The sequence below is a fragment of the Streptomyces sp. NPDC006332 genome (genome assembly GCF_040612855.1).
Classification (GTDB): domain Bacteria; phylum Actinomycetota; class Actinomycetes; order Streptomycetales; family Streptomycetaceae; genus Streptomyces.
Genome location: NZ_JBEXRA010000014.1, coordinates 138,085 through 157,742 on the forward strand (window position 1 = coordinate 138,085; position 19,658 = coordinate 157,742).

General features: G+C 71.6%; 21 protein-coding genes. 8 read left to right on the forward strand and 13 right to left on the reverse strand.

The features are described from left to right. Positions 1–95: 95 nt before the first annotated feature. Complete coding sequence (locus tag ABZ027_RS15620; protein WP_003948568.1) at positions 96–707, reverse strand: response regulator transcription factor; 612 nt, start codon at positions 705–707, stop codon at positions 96–98. A gap of 382 nt (positions 708–1,089) precedes the next feature. On the opposite strand from ABZ027_RS15620, the gene ABZ027_RS15625 reads away from it, so the two are divergent. Beyond that, complete coding sequence (locus ABZ027_RS15625; protein WP_356768387.1) at positions 1,090–1,419, forward strand: WhiB family transcriptional regulator; 330 nt, start codon at positions 1,090–1,092, stop codon at positions 1,417–1,419. Between the two features lie 43 nt (positions 1,420–1,462). On the opposite strand, the gene ABZ027_RS15630 is transcribed toward ABZ027_RS15625, so the two are convergent. Beyond that, a complete protein-coding gene (locus tag ABZ027_RS15630) occupies positions 1,463–2,416 on the reverse strand; it encodes a LysR family transcriptional regulator (RefSeq protein WP_356768389.1) in 954 nt (317 codons plus the stop codon). An 81-nt stretch (positions 2,417–2,497) separates the two neighbouring features. On the opposite strand from ABZ027_RS15630, the gene ABZ027_RS15635 reads away from it, so the two are divergent. The 3 genes from ABZ027_RS15635 to ABZ027_RS15645 all read left to right on the forward strand — a co-directional run bounded on the left by ABZ027_RS15635 (position 2,498) and on the right by ABZ027_RS15645 (position 4,858). Beyond that, complete coding sequence (locus ABZ027_RS15635) at positions 2,498–3,166, forward strand: MOSC domain-containing protein (protein ID WP_356768391.1); 669 nt, start codon at positions 2,498–2,500, stop codon at positions 3,164–3,166. Between the two features lie 132 nt (positions 3,167–3,298). Beyond that, entirely contained in the window at positions 3,299–4,072 is a 774-nt protein-coding gene (locus ABZ027_RS15640; RefSeq protein ID WP_356768393.1) for an SDR family oxidoreductase, read from the forward strand. 78 nt (positions 4,073–4,150) lie between these two features. Continuing rightward, the gene (locus ABZ027_RS15645) at positions 4,151–4,858 is read left to right on the forward strand and encodes an ester cyclase (RefSeq protein WP_356768395.1); all 708 of its coding nucleotides are present in this window, start codon (positions 4,151–4,153) and stop codon (positions 4,856–4,858) included. 92 nt (positions 4,859–4,950) lie between these two features. Here the strand turns inward: ABZ027_RS15645 and groL are convergent, their stop codons facing one another. From groL to ABZ027_RS15660, 3 genes are all read right to left on the reverse strand, one after another. Continuing rightward, the gene (groL, locus tag ABZ027_RS15650) at positions 4,951–6,576 is read right to left on the reverse strand and encodes a chaperonin GroEL (protein WP_356768397.1); all 1,626 of its coding nucleotides are present in this window, start codon (positions 6,574–6,576) and stop codon (positions 4,951–4,953) included. A gap of 131 nt (positions 6,577–6,707) precedes the next feature. Further along, a complete protein-coding gene (gene groES / locus ABZ027_RS15655; RefSeq protein ID WP_003998759.1) occupies positions 6,708–7,016 on the reverse strand; it encodes a co-chaperone GroES in 309 nt (102 codons plus the stop codon). A gap of 263 nt (positions 7,017–7,279) precedes the next feature. Continuing rightward, positions 7,280–8,095 carry a polysaccharide deacetylase family protein gene (locus ABZ027_RS15660; protein WP_356768399.1) on the reverse strand — a complete coding sequence of 272 codons (816 nt, stop codon included), beginning with the start codon at positions 8,093–8,095 and terminating at the stop codon, positions 7,280–7,282. Between the two features lie 246 nt (positions 8,096–8,341). Here ABZ027_RS15660 and ABZ027_RS15665 point away from each other — a divergent pair, with 246 nt between their 5' ends. Then, positions 8,342–9,511 (forward strand): methyltransferase domain-containing protein, encoded by a 1,170-nt coding sequence (locus ABZ027_RS15665; protein WP_356768401.1) that lies wholly within the window; start codon positions 8,342–8,344, stop codon positions 9,509–9,511. 7 nt (positions 9,512–9,518) lie between these two features. On the opposite strand, the gene ABZ027_RS15670 is transcribed toward ABZ027_RS15665, so the two are convergent. The 4 genes from ABZ027_RS15670 to ABZ027_RS15685 form a co-directional block, all read right to left on the reverse strand. Then, positions 9,519–10,724: a sigma-70 family RNA polymerase sigma factor gene (locus tag ABZ027_RS15670; RefSeq protein WP_356768469.1), complete on the reverse strand. Its 1,206-nt coding sequence runs from the start codon at positions 10,722–10,724 to the stop codon at positions 9,519–9,521. Positions 10,725–10,851: 127 nt separating this feature from the next. Continuing rightward, positions 10,852–11,208, reverse strand: coding sequence for a YciI family protein (locus ABZ027_RS15675; protein ID WP_356768403.1), 357 nt, complete (start codon positions 11,206–11,208; stop codon positions 10,852–10,854). Positions 11,209–11,321: 113 nt separating this feature from the next. Beyond that, positions 11,322–12,377 carry an LCP family protein gene (locus ABZ027_RS15680; protein ID WP_356768405.1) on the reverse strand — a complete coding sequence of 352 codons (1,056 nt, stop codon included), beginning with the start codon at positions 12,375–12,377 and terminating at the stop codon, positions 11,322–11,324. 152 nt (positions 12,378–12,529) lie between these two features. Next, positions 12,530–13,594: a LacI family DNA-binding transcriptional regulator gene (locus tag ABZ027_RS15685; protein WP_356768407.1), complete on the reverse strand. Its 1,065-nt coding sequence runs from the start codon at positions 13,592–13,594 to the stop codon at positions 12,530–12,532. A gap of 123 nt (positions 13,595–13,717) precedes the next feature. Between ABZ027_RS15685 and ABZ027_RS15690 the strand changes: the two genes are divergently transcribed. Continuing rightward, positions 13,718–16,039, forward strand: a complete 2,322-nt coding sequence (locus ABZ027_RS15690; protein ID WP_356768409.1) for a glycoside hydrolase family 3 N-terminal domain-containing protein — start codon at positions 13,718–13,720, stop codon at positions 16,037–16,039. A gap of 79 nt (positions 16,040–16,118) precedes the next feature. On the opposite strand, the gene ABZ027_RS15695 is transcribed toward ABZ027_RS15690, so the two are convergent. Genes ABZ027_RS15695 through tsaB form a run of 4 tightly spaced genes read right to left on the reverse strand, consistent with a single transcriptional unit; the run spans position 16,119 to position 18,640 of the window. Then, on the reverse strand, positions 16,119–16,376 hold the full coding sequence (locus ABZ027_RS15695; protein ID WP_356768411.1) for a hypothetical protein: 258 nt from the start codon (positions 16,374–16,376) through the stop codon (positions 16,119–16,121). Further along, positions 16,373–17,458 carry a tRNA (adenosine(37)-N6)-threonylcarbamoyltransferase complex transferase subunit TsaD gene (gene tsaD, locus ABZ027_RS15700; protein WP_356768413.1) on the reverse strand — a complete coding sequence of 362 codons (1,086 nt, stop codon included), beginning with the start codon at positions 17,456–17,458 and terminating at the stop codon, positions 16,373–16,375. Before tsaD ends, ABZ027_RS15695 begins: the two co-directional genes overlap by 4 nt. After that, the gene (gene rimI, locus ABZ027_RS15705; protein WP_356768471.1) at positions 17,451–17,951 is read right to left on the reverse strand and encodes a ribosomal protein S18-alanine N-acetyltransferase; all 501 of its coding nucleotides are present in this window, start codon (positions 17,949–17,951) and stop codon (positions 17,451–17,453) included. The genes tsaD and rimI overlap by 8 nt, the downstream gene beginning before the upstream one ends. 32 nt (positions 17,952–17,983) lie before the next feature. Next, entirely contained in the window at positions 17,984–18,640 is a 657-nt protein-coding gene (gene tsaB, locus ABZ027_RS15710) for a tRNA (adenosine(37)-N6)-threonylcarbamoyltransferase complex dimerization subunit type 1 TsaB (protein WP_356768415.1), read from the reverse strand. Positions 18,641–18,748: 108 nt separating this feature from the next. Here tsaB and ABZ027_RS15715 point away from each other — a divergent pair, with 108 nt between their 5' ends. Together ABZ027_RS15715 and ABZ027_RS15720 are read left to right on the forward strand one after the other, a co-directional pair. After that, on the forward strand, positions 18,749–19,297 hold the full coding sequence (locus ABZ027_RS15715; protein WP_356768418.1) for a hypothetical protein: 549 nt from the start codon (positions 18,749–18,751) through the stop codon (positions 19,295–19,297). A 169-nt stretch (positions 19,298–19,466) separates the two neighbouring features. After that, positions 19,467–19,634, forward strand: coding sequence for a hypothetical protein (locus tag ABZ027_RS15720; RefSeq protein ID WP_356768420.1), 168 nt, complete (start codon positions 19,467–19,469; stop codon positions 19,632–19,634). Positions 19,635–19,658 lie beyond the last annotated feature (24 nt).

Here is a 19,658-nt window from a genome sequence, read left to right on the forward strand (position 1 = left end):
ACGAGCAGCGGGCGTCGATCCGCCCCCTGTGCCGCCCCCGCCCGCCTCGCAGCAGGCGGGGATTTTCCGACCCCCGCTACGACACACTGGGGCGCCTAGCGGACCAGGCCCCAGCGGAACCCGAGCGCCACGGCGTGCGCCCGGTCCGAGGCGCCGAGCTTCTTGAACAGGCGTCGGGCGTGCGTCTTCACGGTGTCCTCGGAGAGGAACAGCTCGCGGCCGATCTCGGCGTTGGAGCGGCCGTGGCTCATGCCTTCGAGGACCTGGATCTCACGCGCGGTGAGCGTGGGCGCGGCGCCCATCTCGGCTGAGCGCAGCCGGCGGGGGGCCAGCCGCCAGGTCGGGTCGGCGAGAGCCTGCGTGACCGTCGCGCGCAACTCGGCGCGGGACGCGTCCTTGTGCAGATAGCCGCGGGCACCGGCGGCGACCGCGAGGGCCACACCGTCGAGGTCCTCGGCGACCGTGAGCATGATGATGCGCGCACCGGGGTCGGCGGACAGCAACCGGCGGACGGTCTCGACGCCGCCCAGACCGGGCATGCGTACGTCCATCAGAATCAGGTCCGAACGGTCGGCGCCCCACCGGCGGAGGACTTCCTCACCGTTGGCCGCGGTCGTCACGCGCTCGACGCCGGGCACGGTCGCGACCGCGCGGCGGAGCGCCTCTCGGGCAAGCGGGGAGTCGTCGCAGACGAGGACGGATGTCATGGCCGCCCTCCGCAGCTGATGCACGTCACCTTGAGCCTCCAGGCTGGTACGAAATCGTCACCTGTGCGGTCGACCGACTCGGACACCTGCCCGAGCGTTTGTGTTTTCAACCGCCTCCGCACTCTCAACGACGGTCACTCGAAAGAGTTACGGGGCCGTGTGCCATCTTCGGCACTCTACGTGAGGGCGCGGACACAGAGCAGACACGCGCGGCGGACCCGCGACGTTTCATCACAACCCATGCCCCATTTAGACCCTTTTCTTCCCATTTTCTGGTGTCTGAGGCTAGATTCGCAATGTGTCATATTTTCATCTCCTTAGATCGTAGACGTACGGTAGTGGGCACCCGTATCCACTCAGAACGGCTGCAAGGGGTCACGCAATGGCAGATTTCTCCCGCCTTCCCGGACCGAACGCGGACCTGTGGGACTGGCAGCTCCTGGCCGCCTGCCGCGGGGTGGACAGCTCGCTCTTCTTCCATCCGGAGGGCGAGCGCGGGGCGGCCCGGAGCGCTCGCGAGAACTCGGCCAAGGAGGTCTGCATGAGGTGCCCGGTGCGCGCGCAGTGCGCGGCGCACGCGCTGGCGGTGAGAGAGCCGTACGGCGTCTGGGGCGGGCTGACCGAGGACGAGCGCGAGGAGTTGATGGGTCGGGCGCGCCACCGGCTGGTGTCGGCATCGGCGACCACCGGGGACAGCGCTTCGAACACTTGAAGGAACGTTTCTGCTCTCCGGGCACGCTCACGCAGCGTGCCCTTTACCTTTCTCCGGCGGCCGTTTCCACGTCTCCCCGGCGGGCTCCTCGCTGGCGGGCCGCCGCCCGCGTCAGGTGGTCCAGCGTCGCCGCCACCGCCGGCACGTGCGCCAGGTCGGGCAGCGTGAGCGCGACGATCTCCCGCCGCACCGCCGGTTCCAGCGACACGGCGCGGGCCCCTCGCGGCCGTACCGACTCGACGGCCAGCTGGGGCAGGACGGCGACGCCGAGCCCCGCGCCCACCAGACCCACCACGGCCGGGTAGTCGTCGGTCGCGAAGTCGATGCGGGGCGTGAAGCCGGCCCCCTCGCACACCTCGACCAGTTGACCGCGACAGCGCGGGCAGCCCGCGATCCACGGCTCCTCGGCCAGCTCTCCGATCGCGACGGAACCCGAGGTGCCGACGCGAGCGAGCCGGTGCCGTTCCGGGACGAGGGCGACGAGCCGGTCGGTGAGCAGGGGCCGTACGACCAGGTCGTGCCACTCCTCCGCGCCGGCGGCCCGCTCGTAGCGGAAGGCGAGGGCCACGTCGCAGTCGCCCTCGCGCAGGAGCTCGACGGACCGGGGCGGCTCGGCCTCCTCCAACGAGACGCGGGTGCCGGGGTGTTCGGCGCGCAGGGCGGCCAGGGCCGTCGGGACGAGGGTGGAGCTGCCGCTGGGGAAGGAGACCAGCCGGACCCGCCCGGCCCGCAGCCCGGCGATCGCGGCGACCTCCTCCTCGGCCGCGGTGAGCCCGGAGAGGATCCCGGCGGCGTGCCTCACCAGGGCCTCGCCGGCCTGGGTCAGCCGCATCTCACGTCCGCTGCGGATCAGCAGGGGCGTGCCCACCGAGGCCTCCAGGGCCTTCATCTGCTGACTGACGGCGGGCTGGGTACAGCCCAGTTCGCGCCCCGCCGCCGAGAAGGAACCGGTGGTGGCGACGGCGCGCAGCACACGGAGATGACGGGCCTCGATCACGGTATCGAGCATAAGCGGGCCTTGGGGCAGATGCCGAATAATGCGTCGACGCTTTTGTCGGCCGCCCCTTACCGTGCCGTCATGAAGCTTCTGTCTGTGAATTCTGGCCGTCCGAAGGCCGTGTCGTACACAGATGACCCCGAGGGTGTGACCGGCATCGACAAGCGGCCGGTCCAGGGGAGCGTGCGGGTGGCTGCGCCCGGCCCCAAGGGCGTCGGCGGCAGCGGGCTGGCCGGGGACGCGGTGTGCAAGCGAGCGCATCACGGCGGCGACGACCAGGCGGTGTACGCGATGGCGCGCGAGGACCTCGACGGCTGGGAGCGGGATCTGGGGCGGACGCTGCCGCACGGTTCGTTCGGCGAGAACCTCACCACCGAGGGCCTCGACGTGTCCGGCGCGTTGATCGGCGAGCGCTGGCGCATCGGCTCGGAGGTGGTGCTGGAGGTGACCTGCGGGCGGATACCCTGCGGAACCTTCCAGGGGCACCTGGGTGAGCGGGGCTGGGTGAAGCGGTTCACGCGCAAGGGCGCGCCGGGCGCGTATCTGCGGGTGATCCAGCCCGGGGAGATCAAGGCCGGCGATCCGATCGAGATCGTGCACCGGCCGGAGCACGACGTGACGGTCGCCCTGCAGTTCCGCGCGGTCACCACCGAGCGGGAGCTGCTGCCGCGGCTGCTGCCCGCGGGCCGGGCGCTGCACCCTGAGGTGCTGGCGGAGGCCGCCAAGTACGCGGACGCTCAAGGTCCCTGACGGGCGCTCAGTTATTTCCGGCAGACGGCAGTCGGGACGGTCACGCACGAGAACGCAGTCGGCCTGGTCCGCAGGCGTCCAAAGGCCCTGTGCGGGGGCGAGCCGCACGGCCCGGGTCACTAACCTTGCGTCATGACAACGGCTCTCATCACGGGATCGACCGCGGGCATCGGTGCCGCGTTCGCACGGCGGCTGGCTTCGGACGGGCACAACCTCGTCCTGGTCGCCCGCGACACCAAGCGGCTGCGGGAACAGGCGACCGAACTGCACGACCGGCACGGCATCGAGGCGGGAGTCCTCACCGCCGACCTCGCGACGGACGACGGCATCGAGGCGGTGGCCGACCGGCTCGGCGACCGCAAGAACCCCGTCGACCTGCTGATCAACAACGCGGGCTTCGGCAACAAGGGCCGCTACCTCGACGTACCCATGGCGGACGAGCTGGCCATGCTCAAGGTGCACTGCGAGGCGGTGCTGCGGCTGACGTCGGCGGCGACCGAGGCGATGCGGGAGCGGGGGCGCGGGGGTGTGGTCAACGTCGCCTCGGTGGCGGCGTTCATGCCGCGCGGGACGTACGGCGCGTCCAAGGCGTGGGTCGTGCAGTTCACCCAGGGCGTGGCGAAGGACCTGGCGGGCACCGGGGTACGGCTGATGGCGCTGTGCCCCGGGTTCGTGCGCACCGAGTTCCATCAGCGGGCCGGGATGGGGACGGACAACATCCCCGGCTGGATGTGGCTGGACGCGGACAAGCTGGTGGCGGCCGCGCTGGCGGATCTGGCGCGCGGCAAGTCGTTGTCGATCCCGGATCCGCGGTACAAGGCGCTGATGGGGTTGGTGAAGGTCACTCCGCGGTCGCTGCTGGGCGGGATCAGCTCGAAGACGGGGCGCAAGTACGGGCCCCAGTAGGTGAGCAGGTGGCGTCGCCCCTCCGGTGGGAGAATGGTCGGGACGGAAACCGGGTCCAGGGGGGCCGGAGGCGGCGTCATGACGTTCGTACAGCTCATCGACTGCAGGACCGACCGGTTCGACGAGATGAACCGGCTGATGGACACGTGGGTCGAGCAGACCAAGGGAAAGCGGACCGCGACGCACGCGGTGGTCGCCAAGGACCGCTCCGACGCGTCGCACCTCATCGAGATCGTGGAGTTCCCCTCGTACGAGGAGGCGATGCGCAACTCCGCGCTGCCGGAGACCGACCGGATCTTCCAGGACATGGTCGCCCTGTGCGAGGAGACGCCGACGTTCACCGACCTGGAGGTCGTGCGGGACGAGCAGTTGCACGCGGCGAACGTACGGCGGTTCTTCGAGACGCTGTCGACCGCGGGCGATCTGCCGCCGATGAACGACCTGCTCGACGAGGACATCCACAGCCGCGATCCGATCCACCCGCAGGACACGATCGGGCTGGACTCCGCCCGTGCCGAGTTCCGGATGTGGCGGGCCGCCTTCGACTTCACGTTCACGGTCGACGACCTCATCACCCAGGGTGACAGGGCCTGCGCGCGGTGGACCTGGAACGCCACCCACAAGGCGGACTTCCTGGGGATTCCCGCCACCGGGAAGCGGGTCACCATGACGGGGACGACCATGTTCCGGTTCTCCCCCGACGGGAAGATCGCGGAGACCTGGTGGCAACACGACCAGCTGGGCCTGATGCAGCAGCTGGGTGCGCTGGACGCGTTGGAGAAGTAGTCGGCCGCCTCGGCCGGGCGAATGACCCGCGAAGGGGAAGGGCCCCGTTCCGCACCTGGGTGCGGAACGGGGCCCTCTGCGAGCGGGGTGCCTCAGTGGGCGTGGCCGTGGCCGTGGCCCGCGGCGGCCGGCTCTTCCTCTTCCTTCTTCTCGACGACCAGGGTCTCGGTCGTCAGGAGCAGGGAGGCGATGGAGGCGGCGTTCTCCAGGGCGGAGCGGGTGACCTTCACCGGGTCGATGACGCCGGCCTTGACCAGGTCGCCGTACTCACCGGTGGCGGCGTTGAAGCCCTGGCCCTTGTCGAGCTCGGCGACCTTGGCCGTGATGACGTAGCCCTCCAGGCCGGCGTTCTCGGCGATCCAGCGCAGCGGCTCGACGGCGGCCTTGCGGACGACCGCGACACCGGTGGCCTCGTCGCCGGTCTTGCCGAGGTTGCCCTCGAGGACCTTGACGGCGTGGACCAGCGCGGAGCCACCACCGGAGACGATGCCCTCCTCGACCGCGGCGCGGGTCGCGGAGATGGCGTCCTCCAGACGGTGCTTCTTCTCCTTCAGCTCCACCTCGGTGGCGGCGCCGACCTTGATCACGCACACGCCGCCGGCCAGCTTCGCGAGGCGCTCCTGGAGCTTCTCGCGGTCCCAGTCGGAGTCGGTGTTCTCGATCTCGGACTTGATCTGGGCGACGCGGCCCTGGACGTCGTCGGAGTTGCCGGCGCCGTCGACGATCGTGGTGTCGTCCTTGGTGATCGTGACACGGCGGGCGGAGCCCAGCACGTCCAGGCCGACCTGGTCGAGCTTGAGGCCGACCTCCTCGGCGACGACCGTGGCGCCGGTCAGGATCGAGATGTCCTGGAGCATGGCCTTGCGGCGGTCACCGAAGCCGGGAGCCTTGACCGCGACCGCGTTGAAGGTGCCGCGGATCTTGTTCACGACCAGGGTGGAGAGCGCCTCGCCCTCGACGTCCTCGGCGATGATCAGCAGCGGCTTGGAGGAGTTGGTCTGGATGACCTTCTCCAGCAGCGGCAGCAGGTCCTGGATCGAGGAGATCTTGCCCTGGGTGATCAGGATGTACGGGTCGTCGAGGACGGCCTCCATGCGCTCCTGGTCCGTGACGAAGTACGGCGACAGGTAGCCCTTGTCGAAGGCCATGCCCTCGGTGAAGTCCAGCTCCAGACCGAAGGTGTTGGACTCCTCGACGGTGATGACGCCGTCCTTGCCGACCTTGTCCATCGCCTCGGCGATGAGCTCGCCGACCTGGTTGTCCTGGGCGGACAGACCGGCGACGGCGGCGATGTCGGACTTCTCGTCGATCGGGCGGGCGGTCGCGAGGAGCTCCTCGGACACGGCCTTGACCGCGGCGTCGATGCCCTTCTTCAGGGCGGCCGGGGAAGCACCCGCGGCGACGTTCTTCAGGCCCTCGCGCACCAGCGCCTGGGCGAGCACGGTGGCGGTGGTGGTGCCGTCACCCGCGATGTCGTTGGTCTTGGTCGCCACCTCCTTCACCAGCTGGGCGCCGAGGTTCTCGTACGGGTCCTCGACCTCGACCTCACGGGCGATGGTGACGCCGTCGTTGGTGATGGTGGGAGCGCCGAACTTCTTGTCGATGACGACGTTGCGGCCCTTGGGGCCGATCGTCACCTTGACCGTGTCAGCGAGCTTGTTGACGCCGCGCTCGAGGGCGCGACGGGCGTCCTCGTCGAACTTCAGGATCTTCGCCATGGGAGCGTGAGCCCTCTCGGAAATCTAGGTGAAATTAGCCGCGCCCCCGGCGCCCGGCTCATTAGTGATCGCGGGGGGCCAGGGGCGCAGCTCAATGCAAGGTGCTTCGCGGTGAGGCGAAGCGAGGTGAACTACTTCTCGATGATCGCGAGCACGTCGCGAGCCGAGAGGACGAGGTACTCCTCGCCGTTGTACTTCACCTCGGTGCCGCCGTACTTGCTGTACAGCACGATGTCGCCGGTCTTGACGTCGAGCGGAAGACGCTCGCCGTTCTCGAAGCGGCCCGGACCGACGGCCAGGACGACGCCCTCCTGGGGCTTCTCCTTGGCGGTGTCCGGAATGACCAGGCCAGAGGCGGTGGTCTGCTCAGCGTCGAGCGGCTGGACCACAATGCGGTCCTCGAGCGGCTTGATGGCAACCTTGGAGCTGGTGGTCGTCACGATCCGACCTCCCCCTTCGGAGATCTCACGGGGTTAACTGTCTGAGGTGGCGACCAGGTGGATCCGTCGTCGCGGGTGCCGGACCTGCCCGTCGCTAGTTGGCACTCTCCAGGGGGGAGTGCCAGGTCCGAGACTATGACCGCGATTAGCACTCGGTCAAGCGGAGTGCCAATCCGGTCGGCGCGCGGCGCGGATTTCGTCCGGCGTTCATCTTCCAGCGGGCCCGCGAACGGAGCAGACGCCGCCCGGACTCCCCTGCTCCCTTACAGGTAGTCCTCCAGCCGCCCCACCGTCAGACCCGCCCCCTGGATCTCCCGCAGCAGCCGTACCGTGCGCTCCCTCGGCGACCGGGCCGCGGACTCACCCGAGGCCACCGACACGATGTCCCCCGGGCGCAACCGGCTCTCGCCCTTCGCGAAGGTCAGCCGCTCGCCGTCCATGGACGCCCGCCACAGGACGACCGCCGTGACCGCGCAGTCGGTGGCCGCGCGCAGGGTCGTCGTGTCGTACGTGCCGTAGGGCGGGCGGAACAGGTGCGGGCGGACGCCGAAGCGGGACCTGAGTTTGTCCTGCTGGCCGCAGATCTCGGCGCGCTGGCCGGCGTAGGGCAGACCGCGCAGGGCGGCGTGGTCGAGGGTGTGGTTCTGGATGCTCGCGCCGACCGCCTTCAGGCGCGCGAAGTGGCCGTACCCCGGTCCGACGACGCTGTCCGTGAGGAACATGCTGACCGGCAGCCGCAGTTCGCGGACCAGGTCGATGAAGCGCGGGTCCCGCTCGGCGCCGTCGTCGTAGGTCAGGAAGACGACCCGGTCGGTCGTGCGGACGCGGTCCACCACGGGTGCGAGGCCCGGGCCCGCGGCGTGCGGGGCGGCGGGCCGGGCGGGTGGCCGTGGGGCGGACGGCAGGGGGCCCGCCAGTCCCCAGCGGCGGTACGCGGGCCGCCCCGCCGAAGCGGAGCCGTGCGGGCCGACCCGCTGGGCCGCCTTCTTCCCGAGCCGTTCGATGGGGTCGACGGACTGGGCGCAGCCGGCGAGCAGACACAGCGCCAGGACTCCGGCCGTCGGCGCCCACCGCCTCACCGCCGGCCCTCGGGCCGGCTCACGGCGTGCCCCTCGCCGTACCGCTCCTCCGTCACGTCCCGCATGCCGCGGATCTCACACGTCCGGCGGGCGTACGACAGCCCAGGCAGGCAGGGCTGGTGGAGGGTGTGGCTGGTGTGTACGACCCCTTGGCATGGTGCCGGATCCTCGCAGGCCACCGCCGTGAACCCGGGGTGACGTCGCCGCCGGGGGCGGACCGTCCACCGACTGGCTCACAATGAACGGGTGAACGACCTCGCTCCCCTCCTCGCCCCCGAGGGCCGCGCCCTCCTCGACGAAGTACGCGACACCGCCCCCGCCGACGAACTCGCCGTCGCCACCCGGCTGCGCCGCGACCATCCCGCCGCGCTGGTGTCGGCGGCGCTCGGGCAGGCCCGGTTGCGGCAGCGGGCGGCGGCGAAGTTCGGGGCCGAGGACGCCGGGCGGATGTTCTTCACCCCGAACGGGGTCGAGCAGTCGACCCGGGCGAGCGTGGCGGCGTACCGGGCCGGGTGTTTCCGGGCGCGGGGGGTGCGGTCCGTCGCCGACCTGTGCTGCGGGATCGGTGGGGACGCCATCGCCTTCGCGCGGGCCGGGATCCGCGTCCTGGCCGTCGACCGGGACCCCCTGACCTGTGCCGTGGCCCGCGCGAACGCCGACGCGCTCGGCCTCGCCGACCTGATCGAGGTGCGCGAGGCGGACGTGACGGAGGTCGACACGGCGGGGTACGAGGCGGTGTTCGTCGACCCGGCCCGGCGTTCCTCCAAGCGCGGCCGGATCTTCGACCCGGAGGCGTACTCGCCGCCCCTGTCGTGGGCCGTGCGGGCCGCGCTGAAGGCTCCGTACGCGGGCCTGAAGGTGGCCCCGGGCATCCCGCACGAGGCCGTCCCCGCCGCGGCGGAGGCCGAGTGGGTCTCGGACGGCGGAGACGTGAAGGAGGCCGTGCTGTGGTTCGGCGCCGAGCCGGGCGCCGTCCGGGCCACGCTGCTGCCGGGGCCCCGCACCCTGCTCTCCCGCGGTCTGCCCGACCCCGAGGTCCGCCCGGTCGGCCGGTACCTGTACGAGCCCGACGGCGCCGTCATCCGCGCCCACCTGGTCGCCGAGGTCGCCGAGGACCTGGGAGGCGGGCTGATCGACCCGACGATCGCCTACGTCACGGCCGACGAGCGGCGCCCCACCCCGTACGCGTCCGCTTATGAGATCACCGATCAACTCCCGTTCGGCGTGAAGAAGTTGAAGGCCCTGCTGCGGCAACGCGAGGTCGGCGTGCTGACCGTGAAGAAGCGGGGGTCGGCGGTCGAGCCGGAGGAACTGCGCAGGAAGGCCCTCCCCAAGCAGCACGGGCCGAACTCGGCGACGGTGTTCCTGACCCGGGTCGCGGGAGCTCCCACGATGCTCCTCGGGCATCCCGTCTGAGAAGGGCTCAGGACGCCTCGGCCGCCCTCCGCAGCAGCAACTCCCGTTCCCGTTCGTTGTGGGTCAGTTCCGCCGCCCGTTCGAACGCCGCCCGCGCCTCCTCGCGGCGGCCCAGCCGCAGCAGCAGATCCCCGCGCACGCTCGGGAGCAAGTGGTAGTCGCGCAGCGCGGGTTCGGCGGCGAGCGTGTCGACGATCTCCAGGGCCGGGCCCGGTCCGTCCGCCATCGACACGGCGACCGCGCGGTTGAGTTCGACGACCGGGGAGGGGGCGCGGGCGGCGAGCAGGCCGTACAGGGTGGCGATCCTGGGCCAGTCGGTCTCCTCGTAGGAGCCCGCGATCGCGTGGCAGGCGGCGATGGTGGCTTGGAGGGCGTAGGGGCCCGGGGCGCCGGTGGCATGGGTGTCGGCGCGGCCGAGGGCGGTGATGCCGCGGGCGATGAGCATACGGTTCCAGCGGCTGCGGTTCTGGTCCCTGAGGAGCACCGGCTCACCGGACGGGCCGGTGCGGGCGGCCGCGCGGGACGTCTGGAACTCCAGCAGCGCGGTCAGACCGTGGACCTCGGGCTCCTTCGGCATCAGGCCGGACAGCACGCGGGCCAGCCGCAGGGCGTCCTCGCACAGGCCCGGACGCAGCCAGTCGTCTCCGGCGGTGGCCGCGTACCCCTCGTTGTAGATCAGGTAGATGACGTCGAGCACGGAGCCGAGGCGGGCCTCCCGGTCGGGGCCGTACGGAACCTCGAAGGCGACGTTCTTGGTGGCCAGGGTGCGCTTGGCCCGGACGATGCGTTGCGCGACCGTGGCCTCCGGGACCAGGAACGCGCGGGCGATCTCGGGCGTGGTCAGGCCGCCGAGCAGCCGCAGGGTGAGGGCGGTGCGGGCCTCGGCGGACAGCACCGGGTGGCAGGCGGTGAAGACCAGCCGGAGCAGATCGTCGTCGATGTCGTCGGGGTCGGCGGGCTCCTGGGGCGGTGCCACGTCCGACAGGTCCCGGCCGATCTCGGCCAGCTTGCGGGCGTAGTTCTCCCGGCGGCGGATCAGGTCGACGGCCCGGCGTCGTGCGGTGACCGTCAGCCAGGCGCCCGGGTTGTCGGGGACGCCCTCCCGCGGCCACTGCTCCAGGGCCGCGACCAGCGCGTCCTGGGCGATCTCCTCGGCGATGCCGATGTCCCGGACGATACGGGCGACGCCGGCGATGATGCGCGGGGACTCCATGCGGAAGACGGTCTCGATGGTGCCGCGCGCGTCGGCGGAGGGCTGTGTGGTCACAGCCCTCCATTCGACACCCGCACGCCCGCCCGGCCAAGCCGCCGGGCCCGGGCGGGCCTAGTGAAAGGCCCCCTCAGCCCTCCGCGATCTCCCGCACCTCGCAGGTCACCGTCCAGTGTTCCTCGTGCACCTTCAGGAACCGCTTGGTCCACTCGATGGCCTCGGCCTTGTCCTTGCACTGCATGATCGCGTAGCCGCCCACGACCTCCTTGGTCTCGGTGAACGGCCCGTCCGTGACGGACAGCTGTCCGCCCTCCCAGCGCACCCGGGTGCCCTGCGCGGACGGCGCCAGCCCCTGGGTGTCCAGCATCACGCCGGCCTTGGTGACCTCCTCGATCAGCTCGCCCATCCGCTGCATCAGCTCGGGGCTGGGGCCCTCGGCGGGCGCGGTCTTCTCGTCGATCTGTACCAGCGACAGGTAGCGCGGCATGGTGACTCCTCGTGCCGTACGGGCCGGGTCGTTCCCGGCCTCTCACCCCTGCGTCGATCGGAAGACGCCGGGATCGACACGGGCGCGGAAATTCTCCGGGGATTTTTTTCCGGTCACCGCAGCGACTTCCACAGGTCGCTCGCCTCCGGCTGCTCGGCGACCACCCGGTTGGGGTCCGAGGGTGCGGGCACGACCGGCATGGTCACCGTCCGCACCTGGCCGGCGGACAGGCCCTTCAGGCTCTGGCCGAGGCTGATCAGCTCGGTCAGCGAGTCCAGACCGGTGTCGGTGGTGAGGCTGGCGGTGACCGAGTCGGCGACCTGGTACAGCTCCGTTGGGTCGGTGAGCAGGTCGGTCGCGGCGATCTGCTCCAGCAGGGACTTCACCAGCTTCTGCTGGAGACCTATGCGGCCGAGGTCGCTGCCGTCCCCGATGCCGTGCCGGGTGCGGGCGAGGGCGAGGGCCTGCTTGCCGTCGAGGTGGTGGGTGCCCGCCTTCAGGGTCAGATGGCTGTCGTCGTCCGCGATGTCCTCGTCCGTGGTGACCGTGACGCCGCCGAGGGCGTTCACCAGCTTCGTGAAACCCGAGAAGTCGATCTCGATGTAGTGGTCCATGCGGACGTCGGTGAGGGATTCGACCGTCTTCACCGCGCACGCCGGGCCGCCCACCGAGTACGCGCTGTTGAACATCGCGTTGTACGCCACCGCCGTCGACCCGCCCGACGGCAACGGACAGGAGGGCCGGGTGACGAGCGTGTCGCGCGGGATGCTGACCACGGTGGCCTTCGTCCGGCCCGCGTCCAGGTGCACGACCATCGCCGTGTCGGACCGGGCGCCCTCGCTGTTCCCGCCGCCGAGCGCCTGGTTCTCCTTGCCGCTGCGCGAGTCCGATCCCAGGACCAGGATGTTCAGGGATCCGGTGGGCAGCGGGGAGGCGGTGGCCCCGGGCGGTGCCGTCACCGCCCTGGGCGGACGGTCCGCGCCGAGCGCGCTGTTGATGTCGACGCTCTTGATGTTGCTGTTGAGATGCCAGTACGCCCAGCCGGCCGCCGCGATGCCCAGCACCAGCGCTCCCGTCAGGGTGAGACCGGCGGCCCTGAGCGCTGTCGACCGCCGGCCTCTTGGTCTGCCCGCGTCCCCGGCCCCGTCGTTCGCGTCGTCTCCCGTCACGGGGAAGAACGTACGTCCGAATTATTAGGGGGTTGTTAGGAACGGCGGCACTCGGCGGTTTTCTTCGGAAAATCTCACACTTCTCACCATGGACCCCGTCTGGACTTCCGAAACTTTCGGTCGGGCAACCGACTGGCTTCGGAGTGGTCCCGCTACACCCCCGCGGGCGGCCCCGTGCTGGCCCGCACCACCAGGCTCGTCGCCAGCTCCACCCGGGTCGCGGCGGGAGCACCCTGCGCCCGCCCGAGCTCCAGGACCAGCTTCGCGGCCGCCTCCGCCATCTCGGTCAGCGGCTGCCGTACGGTCGTCAGCGGGGGCCCCACCCAGGGCGCCACCGGCAGGTCGTCGAAGCCGACCACGCTGAGGTCCTCCGGGATCCTGAGCCCCAGTTCGCGCGCGGCCTCGTACAGCCCGAGCGCCTGGAGGTCGTTGCCGGCGAAGACGGCGGTCGGCCGGTCCGGGCGGCGCAGCAGTTCCAGTCCCCGCCGGTAGCCGGCCTCGTGGTGGAAGTCGCCGGCCGCGATCAGCTCCGGGTCCACCGGCAGCCCGGCGGTCTCCAGAGCCGCCCGGTAGCCGTCGATCCGGGCGCGGCTGCACATCATCCGGGACGGCCCGCTGATCGCGCCGACGCGGGTGTGCCCGAGTTCGACCAGATGCCGGGTGGCGGCGAGCCCGCCCTGCCAGTTGGTGGCGCCGATCGAGGGCACGTCGGCGCCCGGGTCACCGGCCGGGTCCATCACGACGAACGGGATGGACCGGCTGTTGAGCAGAGCGCGCTGGGACTCGTCGAGGCCGCTCAGCACCAGGATCACGCCGTGCGGGCGGCGGGCGGCGACCTGGTCGGCCCAGGTCCGTCCGGGGGTGAGCCGTCCGGCGCTCTCGCTCAGCACCACGCTCAGCCCGGCCTCCCGGGCCACGTTCTCCACGCCCCGGATGACCTCCATCGCCCAGGCGCTCTCCAGCTCGTGGAAGACCAGGTCGATCAGGGGCGAACGGCTCGCCTCGGCACGGCGGCGCCGGTAGCCGTGGGCGCGCAGCAGCCCCTCCACCCGGCTGCGGGTGGCCGGGGCCACATCGGCGCGGCCGTTGAGGACCTTCGAAACTGTCGGCGCCGAAACGCCGGCCTCTCGGGCGATCTCGGCGAGCGTCGCGGTCTGCGGGGACCGTCCGGTTGTCGGGGCTGTCGCCCGGGTTTCAGCGGGCTCCGGGGGTTTCATGGCGGCGATCGTATCCCTGCGCGACCTCTTGACGAACCCTTCTCACCGCCCTAGGTTCCCAAAACATTCGACTTGTACATCGAAACATTCGCTGAGAGGGCCCTCCACCCCGACAGGAGTTTCATGACCACCGCCCCCTGGCGTGACCCCGCCCTGCCCGCCGCCGCCCGCGTCGACGACCTCCTCTCCCGGATGACCCTTCAGGAGAAGACCGCCCAGCTGTACGGCGTCTGGGTGGGCGCCGACACGGACGGCGACGGGGTCGCCCCCCTCCAACGCGAAATGACCGCCGGCTCCTCCGCCTACGAGTGGGACGAGCTGATCACCCACGGTCTGGGTCAGCTCACTCGCCCCTTCGGCACCGCGCCCGTGGACCCGGCGCTGGGCGCGCGGGCACTGGCCCGCGCCCAGCGCCGTATCGTCGAGGCCGGCCGCTTCGGCATCCCCGCGCTCGCCCACGAGGAGTGCCTGGCGGGCTTCACCGCCTGGCAGGCCACGGCCTACCCGGTGCCGCTGGCCTGGGGCGCGACCTTCCACCCCGAGCTGGTCGAGGAGCTCGGCCGCCGCATCGGCGACGACCTGCGCTCGGTCGGCGTCCACCAGGGCCTCGCGCCGGTCCTGGACGTCGTACGGGATCCCCGTTGGGGCCGGGTCGAGGAGACCATCGGCGAGGACCCGTACCTGGTCGGCACGGTCGGCACCGCCTACGTCCGGGGTCTCGAATCGGCCGGGATCGTCGCCACCCTCAAGCACTTCGCCGGGTACGCCGCCTCGTCCGGCGCCCGCAACCAGGCCCCCGTGCGGGCCGGGATCCGCGAGTTCGCGGACGTGACGCTCCCGCCGTTCGAGCTGGCCCTGCGGGAGGGCGGCGCCCGTTCGGTGATGGCCGCGTACACCGACACGGACGGTGTCCCGGCGTCGGCGGACCCGGGCCTGCTGACCGAACTCCTGCGGGAACGCTGGGGGTTCACCGGCACGGTGGTCTCCGACTACTTCGGCATCGGCTTCCTGCAGACCCTGCACCGGGTGGCGGGCACCGAGGCGCAGGCCGCACACGCGGCGCTCACCGCGGGCATCGACGTCGAGCTCCCCAGTCTGAAGTGCTACGGCGATCCGCTGCTGAACGCGGTCCGGGCCGGCGAGGTCCCGCAGGACCTGATCGACCGGGCCGCCCACCGCGTCCTGCTCCAGAAGTGCGAACTGGGTCTCCTGGACGAGGACTGGCGGCCCGAACCGGCCGGCCGGATCAACCTGGACTCGGCGGCCAACCGCGCCCTGGCCCGCCGCCTGGCCGAGGAGTCCGTGGTCCTGCTGGACAACCCGGACGGCCTGCTCCCCCTGGCTCCGGACACCCGGATCGCGGTGGTCGGGCCGCGCGCGGCGGACGCCCTCGCCATGCTCGGCTGCTACTCCTTCCCGTCGCACGTCCTCACGGAGCACCCCGACGTACCGATGGGCATCGAGATCCCCACCGTGCTGGAGTCACTGCGCGCCGAACTCCCGGACGCGAAGGTCACGTTCGCCCAGGGCTGCGAGGTGTCCGACCCGGACACCACGGGGTTCGAGGAGGCGCTGGCGCGGACCGCCGAGGCGGACCTGTGCGTGGCGGTGCTCGGTGACCGGGCGGGCCTGTTCGGCCGGGGCACCTCCGGCGAGGGCTGCGACGCGACGGACCTGCGACTGCCCGGCGTCCAGGCCGAGTTGCTGGACACCCTGGTGGCGACCGGCGTCCCGGTGGTGCTGGTGCTGCTGACCGGCCGTCCCTACGCGCTCGGCCGCTGGCACGGCCGGCTCGCCGCGGTCGTCCAGGCGTTCTTCCCGGGGGAGGAGGGCGGCCCCGCGGTCGCGGGCGTGCTCTCGGGCCGCGTGAACCCGTCCGGACGCCTCCCGGTGAGCGTCCCGCAGGTCCCCGGCGGTCAGCCCTGGACCTACCTCCAGCCCCCGCTGGGCCTGCGCGCCGAGGTCAGCAACCTGGACCCGACCCCGCTGTACCCCTTCGGACACGGCCGCTCCTACACGGAGTTCGTGTGGGAGGACTTCACGGGGTCCGCGGAACCGGCGCGGATCGGCACGGACGGGTCGTACGACCTCGCGCTGACGGTCCGCAACGCGGGCGACCGGGCGGGGGCGGAGGTCGTCCAGCTGTACTTGCACGACCCGGTGGCCGGCGTCACGCGTCCGGACGTACGGCTGATCGGCTACCAGCGGCTGTCCCTCGAACCGGGCGGGTCGGCCCGGGTCACCTTCCGCTTCCACGGGGACCATTCGGCCTTCACCGACCGTTCGGGTCGAAGAGTGGTCGAACCGGGCGCGCTCGAACTGCGGTTGGGCGTGTCCAGCGCGGACGTACGGCACACAGCCCGACTTGACCTCACAGGTCCCGTACGGGAGTTGGGGCCCGACCGTCGGCTGCGCTGCGAGACGGAGGTGTCGCTCGTGGGGTGACCCGGCACCGGGGCATCGGAAACACGGGGGATGAGATGGTCCGGGGGGGGCGAACCGTGGAGGTTCGCCCACGCCCGGGTCAGTCCGACGCCACCGACTCGAACCGCCACCGGTGCACCGGACGGCTGACCAACTCCTCGTCCGGCTCCGGCAGTTCGGGCAACTCGGCGTCGTACGCCTCGTCCCACCAGGTGATGACCAGCACCCGGTCCCCCGGTGCCCGGAGGGTCTCCCGGCGCAGCGGCTGCCGCGTGAGGGTCTGCGCCCGTGCCCAGGCCAGCAGCTGCTCGCCCCGTCCGTCGACCGCCCGCGCCTCCCACATCAACGCGACCGTCACGAGTACAGGTTCTCCTTGCTGACCTCGTGGACATGGTCGTGGCCGGGGACATGCGGGTCCGTCACCGGCAGCGAGGAGTCCGCCGAGAGGTCCCAGCTGGACGCGGCCCGGTTACGGGCCACCATCTCCGCGCCCAGCGCCGCCACCATCGCCCCGTTGTCCGTGCACAGCTTGGGCCGGGGCACCCGCAGCCGGATCCCGGCGGCCTCGCAGCGCTCCTGGGCCAGCACCCGCAGCCGGGAGTTGGCGGCCACCCCGCCGCCGATCATCAGGTGGTCGACGCCCTCGTCCTTGCAGGCCCGCACGGCCTTGCGGGTCAGCACGTCCACGACCGCCTCCTGGAAGGAGGCCGCCACGTCCCGTACCGGCACCTCCTCCCCCGCCGCCCGCTTGGCCTCGATCCACCGGGCCACGGCCGTCTTCAGACCCGAGAAGGAGAAGTCGTACGCCGGATCGCGCGGCCCGGTCAGCCCACGCGGGAACGCGATGGCCGAGGGGTCGCCCTCCTTGGCGTACCGGTCGATGACCGGACCGCCGGGGAAGCCCAGGTTCAGCACCCTGGCGATCTTGTCGAAGGCCTCGCCGGCCGCGTCGTCGATGGTCGCGCCCATCGGCCGTACGTCGGAGGTGATGTCGGACGACAGAAGCAGTGACGAGTGGCCGCCGGACACCAGCAGCGCCATGGTGGGCTCGGGCAGCGCCCCGTGCTCCAGCTGGTCCACGCAGATGTGCGAGGCGAGGTGGTTGACGCCGTAGAGGGGCTTGCCGAGCGCGTAGGCGTACGCCTTCGCCGCGGAGACACCGACCAGCAGTGCCCCGGCGAGCCCCGGACCGGCGGTCACGGCGATGCCGTCGAGGTCCTTCGCGCTCACCCCCGCTTCCTTCAGCGCGCGGTCGATGGTCGGCACCATCGCCTCCAGGTGCGCCCGGCTGGCGACCTCCGGCACCACCCCGCCGAAGCGGGCGTGCTCGTCGACGCTGGACGCGATGGCGTCGGCCAGCAGGGTGGTGCCACGGACGACGCCGACGCCGGTCTCGTCACAGGAGGTCTCGATGCCGAGGACGAGCGGTTCGTCAGCCATGGGTCTCGGTTCCTTGTACAGAGGTTGGTCCAGCGGCGGAGCCGCTGTCGGATGCTGTGGTCAGACGCATCACCAGGGCGTCCACGTTGCCCGGCTGGTAGTAGCCGCGCCGGAAGCCGATGGCCTCGAAGCCGAAGCGCTCGTACAGCTTCTGGGCGCGGATGTTGTCCACCCGGCACTCCAGCATCACTTCGGCGCACTCGAAGGCGGTGGCGGCCCGCAGCAGTTCGGTCAGCAGCAGGCGGCCCAGACCGGTTCCCTGGCAGTCGCGGGCGACGGCGATCGTCTGTACGTCGGCCAGCTCCCCGGTGCAGGCCAGTCCCGCGTACCCGACGATCCGGCCGTCGGGGGTCTCGGCGACGACGTACCGCCGGTTCGCCTCGGCGCCCCGGGCGTGGGCCAGTTCGGACCAGAACATCCCGCGCGACCAGGCGTCCTCGGGGAAGAGGTCCCGCTCCAGTTCCAGCACGGGGTCGATGTCCCACCAGCGCATCTCGCGCAGTGCCGAGGTCACGGTCGATTCGGTCACTTGGGGGTGACCACCTTGTAGTTCTTGGGGACCTGCGCGTCGGGCCTGCGCAGGTACAGCGGCCGGGGCGCGGGGAGTTCCTCGCCCGCGCCGAGCCTCTCGGCCGCGAGGGCGGCGAGGGCGGCGGCGGAGACGTGCTCGGGCTCGTGGGCGCCGGGGAAGGTGTCCGGGTACAGCAGCGCGCCCGCGCCGACGGCCGGCAGCCCCGCGACCCGGTCGGCGATGTCGGCGGGCCGGTCCACGGCAGGGTCGGTCAGGCGCGTACGGGAGTCCGCGTACGTCGCCCAGTAGACCTCCTTGCGCCGGGCGTCGGTCGCCACGACGAAGGGGCCCTTCTCGATGTCGGCCGCGTAGGCGAGACCGTCCAGCGTGCACACACCGTGCACGGGGACGCCGAGCGCGAGCCCGAAGGTGTCGGCGGTCATCAGGCCGACGCGCAGTCCGGTGTAGGGGCCGGGACCGACGCCGACGACGATCCCGGTGACGGCGTCGAGTTTCAGACCGGCCTCGGCGAGCAGCCGGTCCACGGCCGGCAGCAGCAGCTCCCCGTGCCGGCGCGCGTCCACCTGACTCGAGGAAGCGATGACGTCCGTGCCGTCGTGCAACGCGACGGTGACGGCGGGAGTGGCGGTATCCAGAGCGAGCAAGAGCACGCAAACAGCCTACGGCTCCTGGGGCGCCGTGTCGGACGTCCCGGGCGGACGGTCACCTGCTGCTACCTTCGCGACGGGAAAAGGCGTACGACACAGAGGTGGACGAGCGTGACAAGCAGCAGCGCCGGATTCGTGGCCGGGCTCACCGTGGCCGCCGTCGCGGGCGTCGGCTTCCTCGCCTACCAGGCCTCCGCGACCGTCCCCGCCGACCTCGGCGGCGCGCACCCGGGCGGAAAGTCCTCGACGGGGGTCGCGAAGAGCGCCGCGACGAACCCCGCCGACCTGCCCGCAGCTTCCGGCAACGGCAAGCGGGTCGTGTACTCGCTGGGCAAGGACCGGGTGTGGCTGGTGGACGAGGACAACAAGGTCAGGCGTACGTTCAGGGTCACCCCGGGCACCCTCGACCCGGCGCCGGACAGCTACGCGGTCACGTCCCGGTCCAACTCGGTCACCGGCACCGACGGCACCCCCATCGAGCACGTCGTCCGCTTCACCGACGTGGACGGCGTGACCATCGGCTTCAGCGCGGCGGTGGGCAAGGCCACCTCGGCCCCCGGTCCGGGCGTCAGGACGGGCGGCATCCGCGAGTCCCGCGCGGACGGGAACGCGCTGTGGCGGTTCGCGACGCTCGGCGAGCGGGTCGTCGTCATCCGCTAGTACCGCGACGGCGCGAACGTTGCCCGTCGCGGCACCAGATGTCCTCCCGCCCGCGCCGACAACACGTCGGCAAGATGTTGCGCCGGGAGTCTCGCACGTGGTCACATGGTATCCAGCCCGTAGTTAGGCGTACCTAACCGCGCCCGCCCCCGAACTTCAGGAGGCGTCCATGTCGGCCACCGAGAGCAAGGCGCAGCCGCAATCGTACGCGGTCGCCGGAGTGTCCATGCGTGACCTGCTGGCGTCCTGTGCCGCCGCGAGCGCCGTCTCCACTCCGCCGCGTGTGCCCGACCCGCAGACGGTCCAGCGGCCCGCCGAGCCCCGTAAGGCCGCCTGACCGCCACCCGGCCCAGGACGTCAG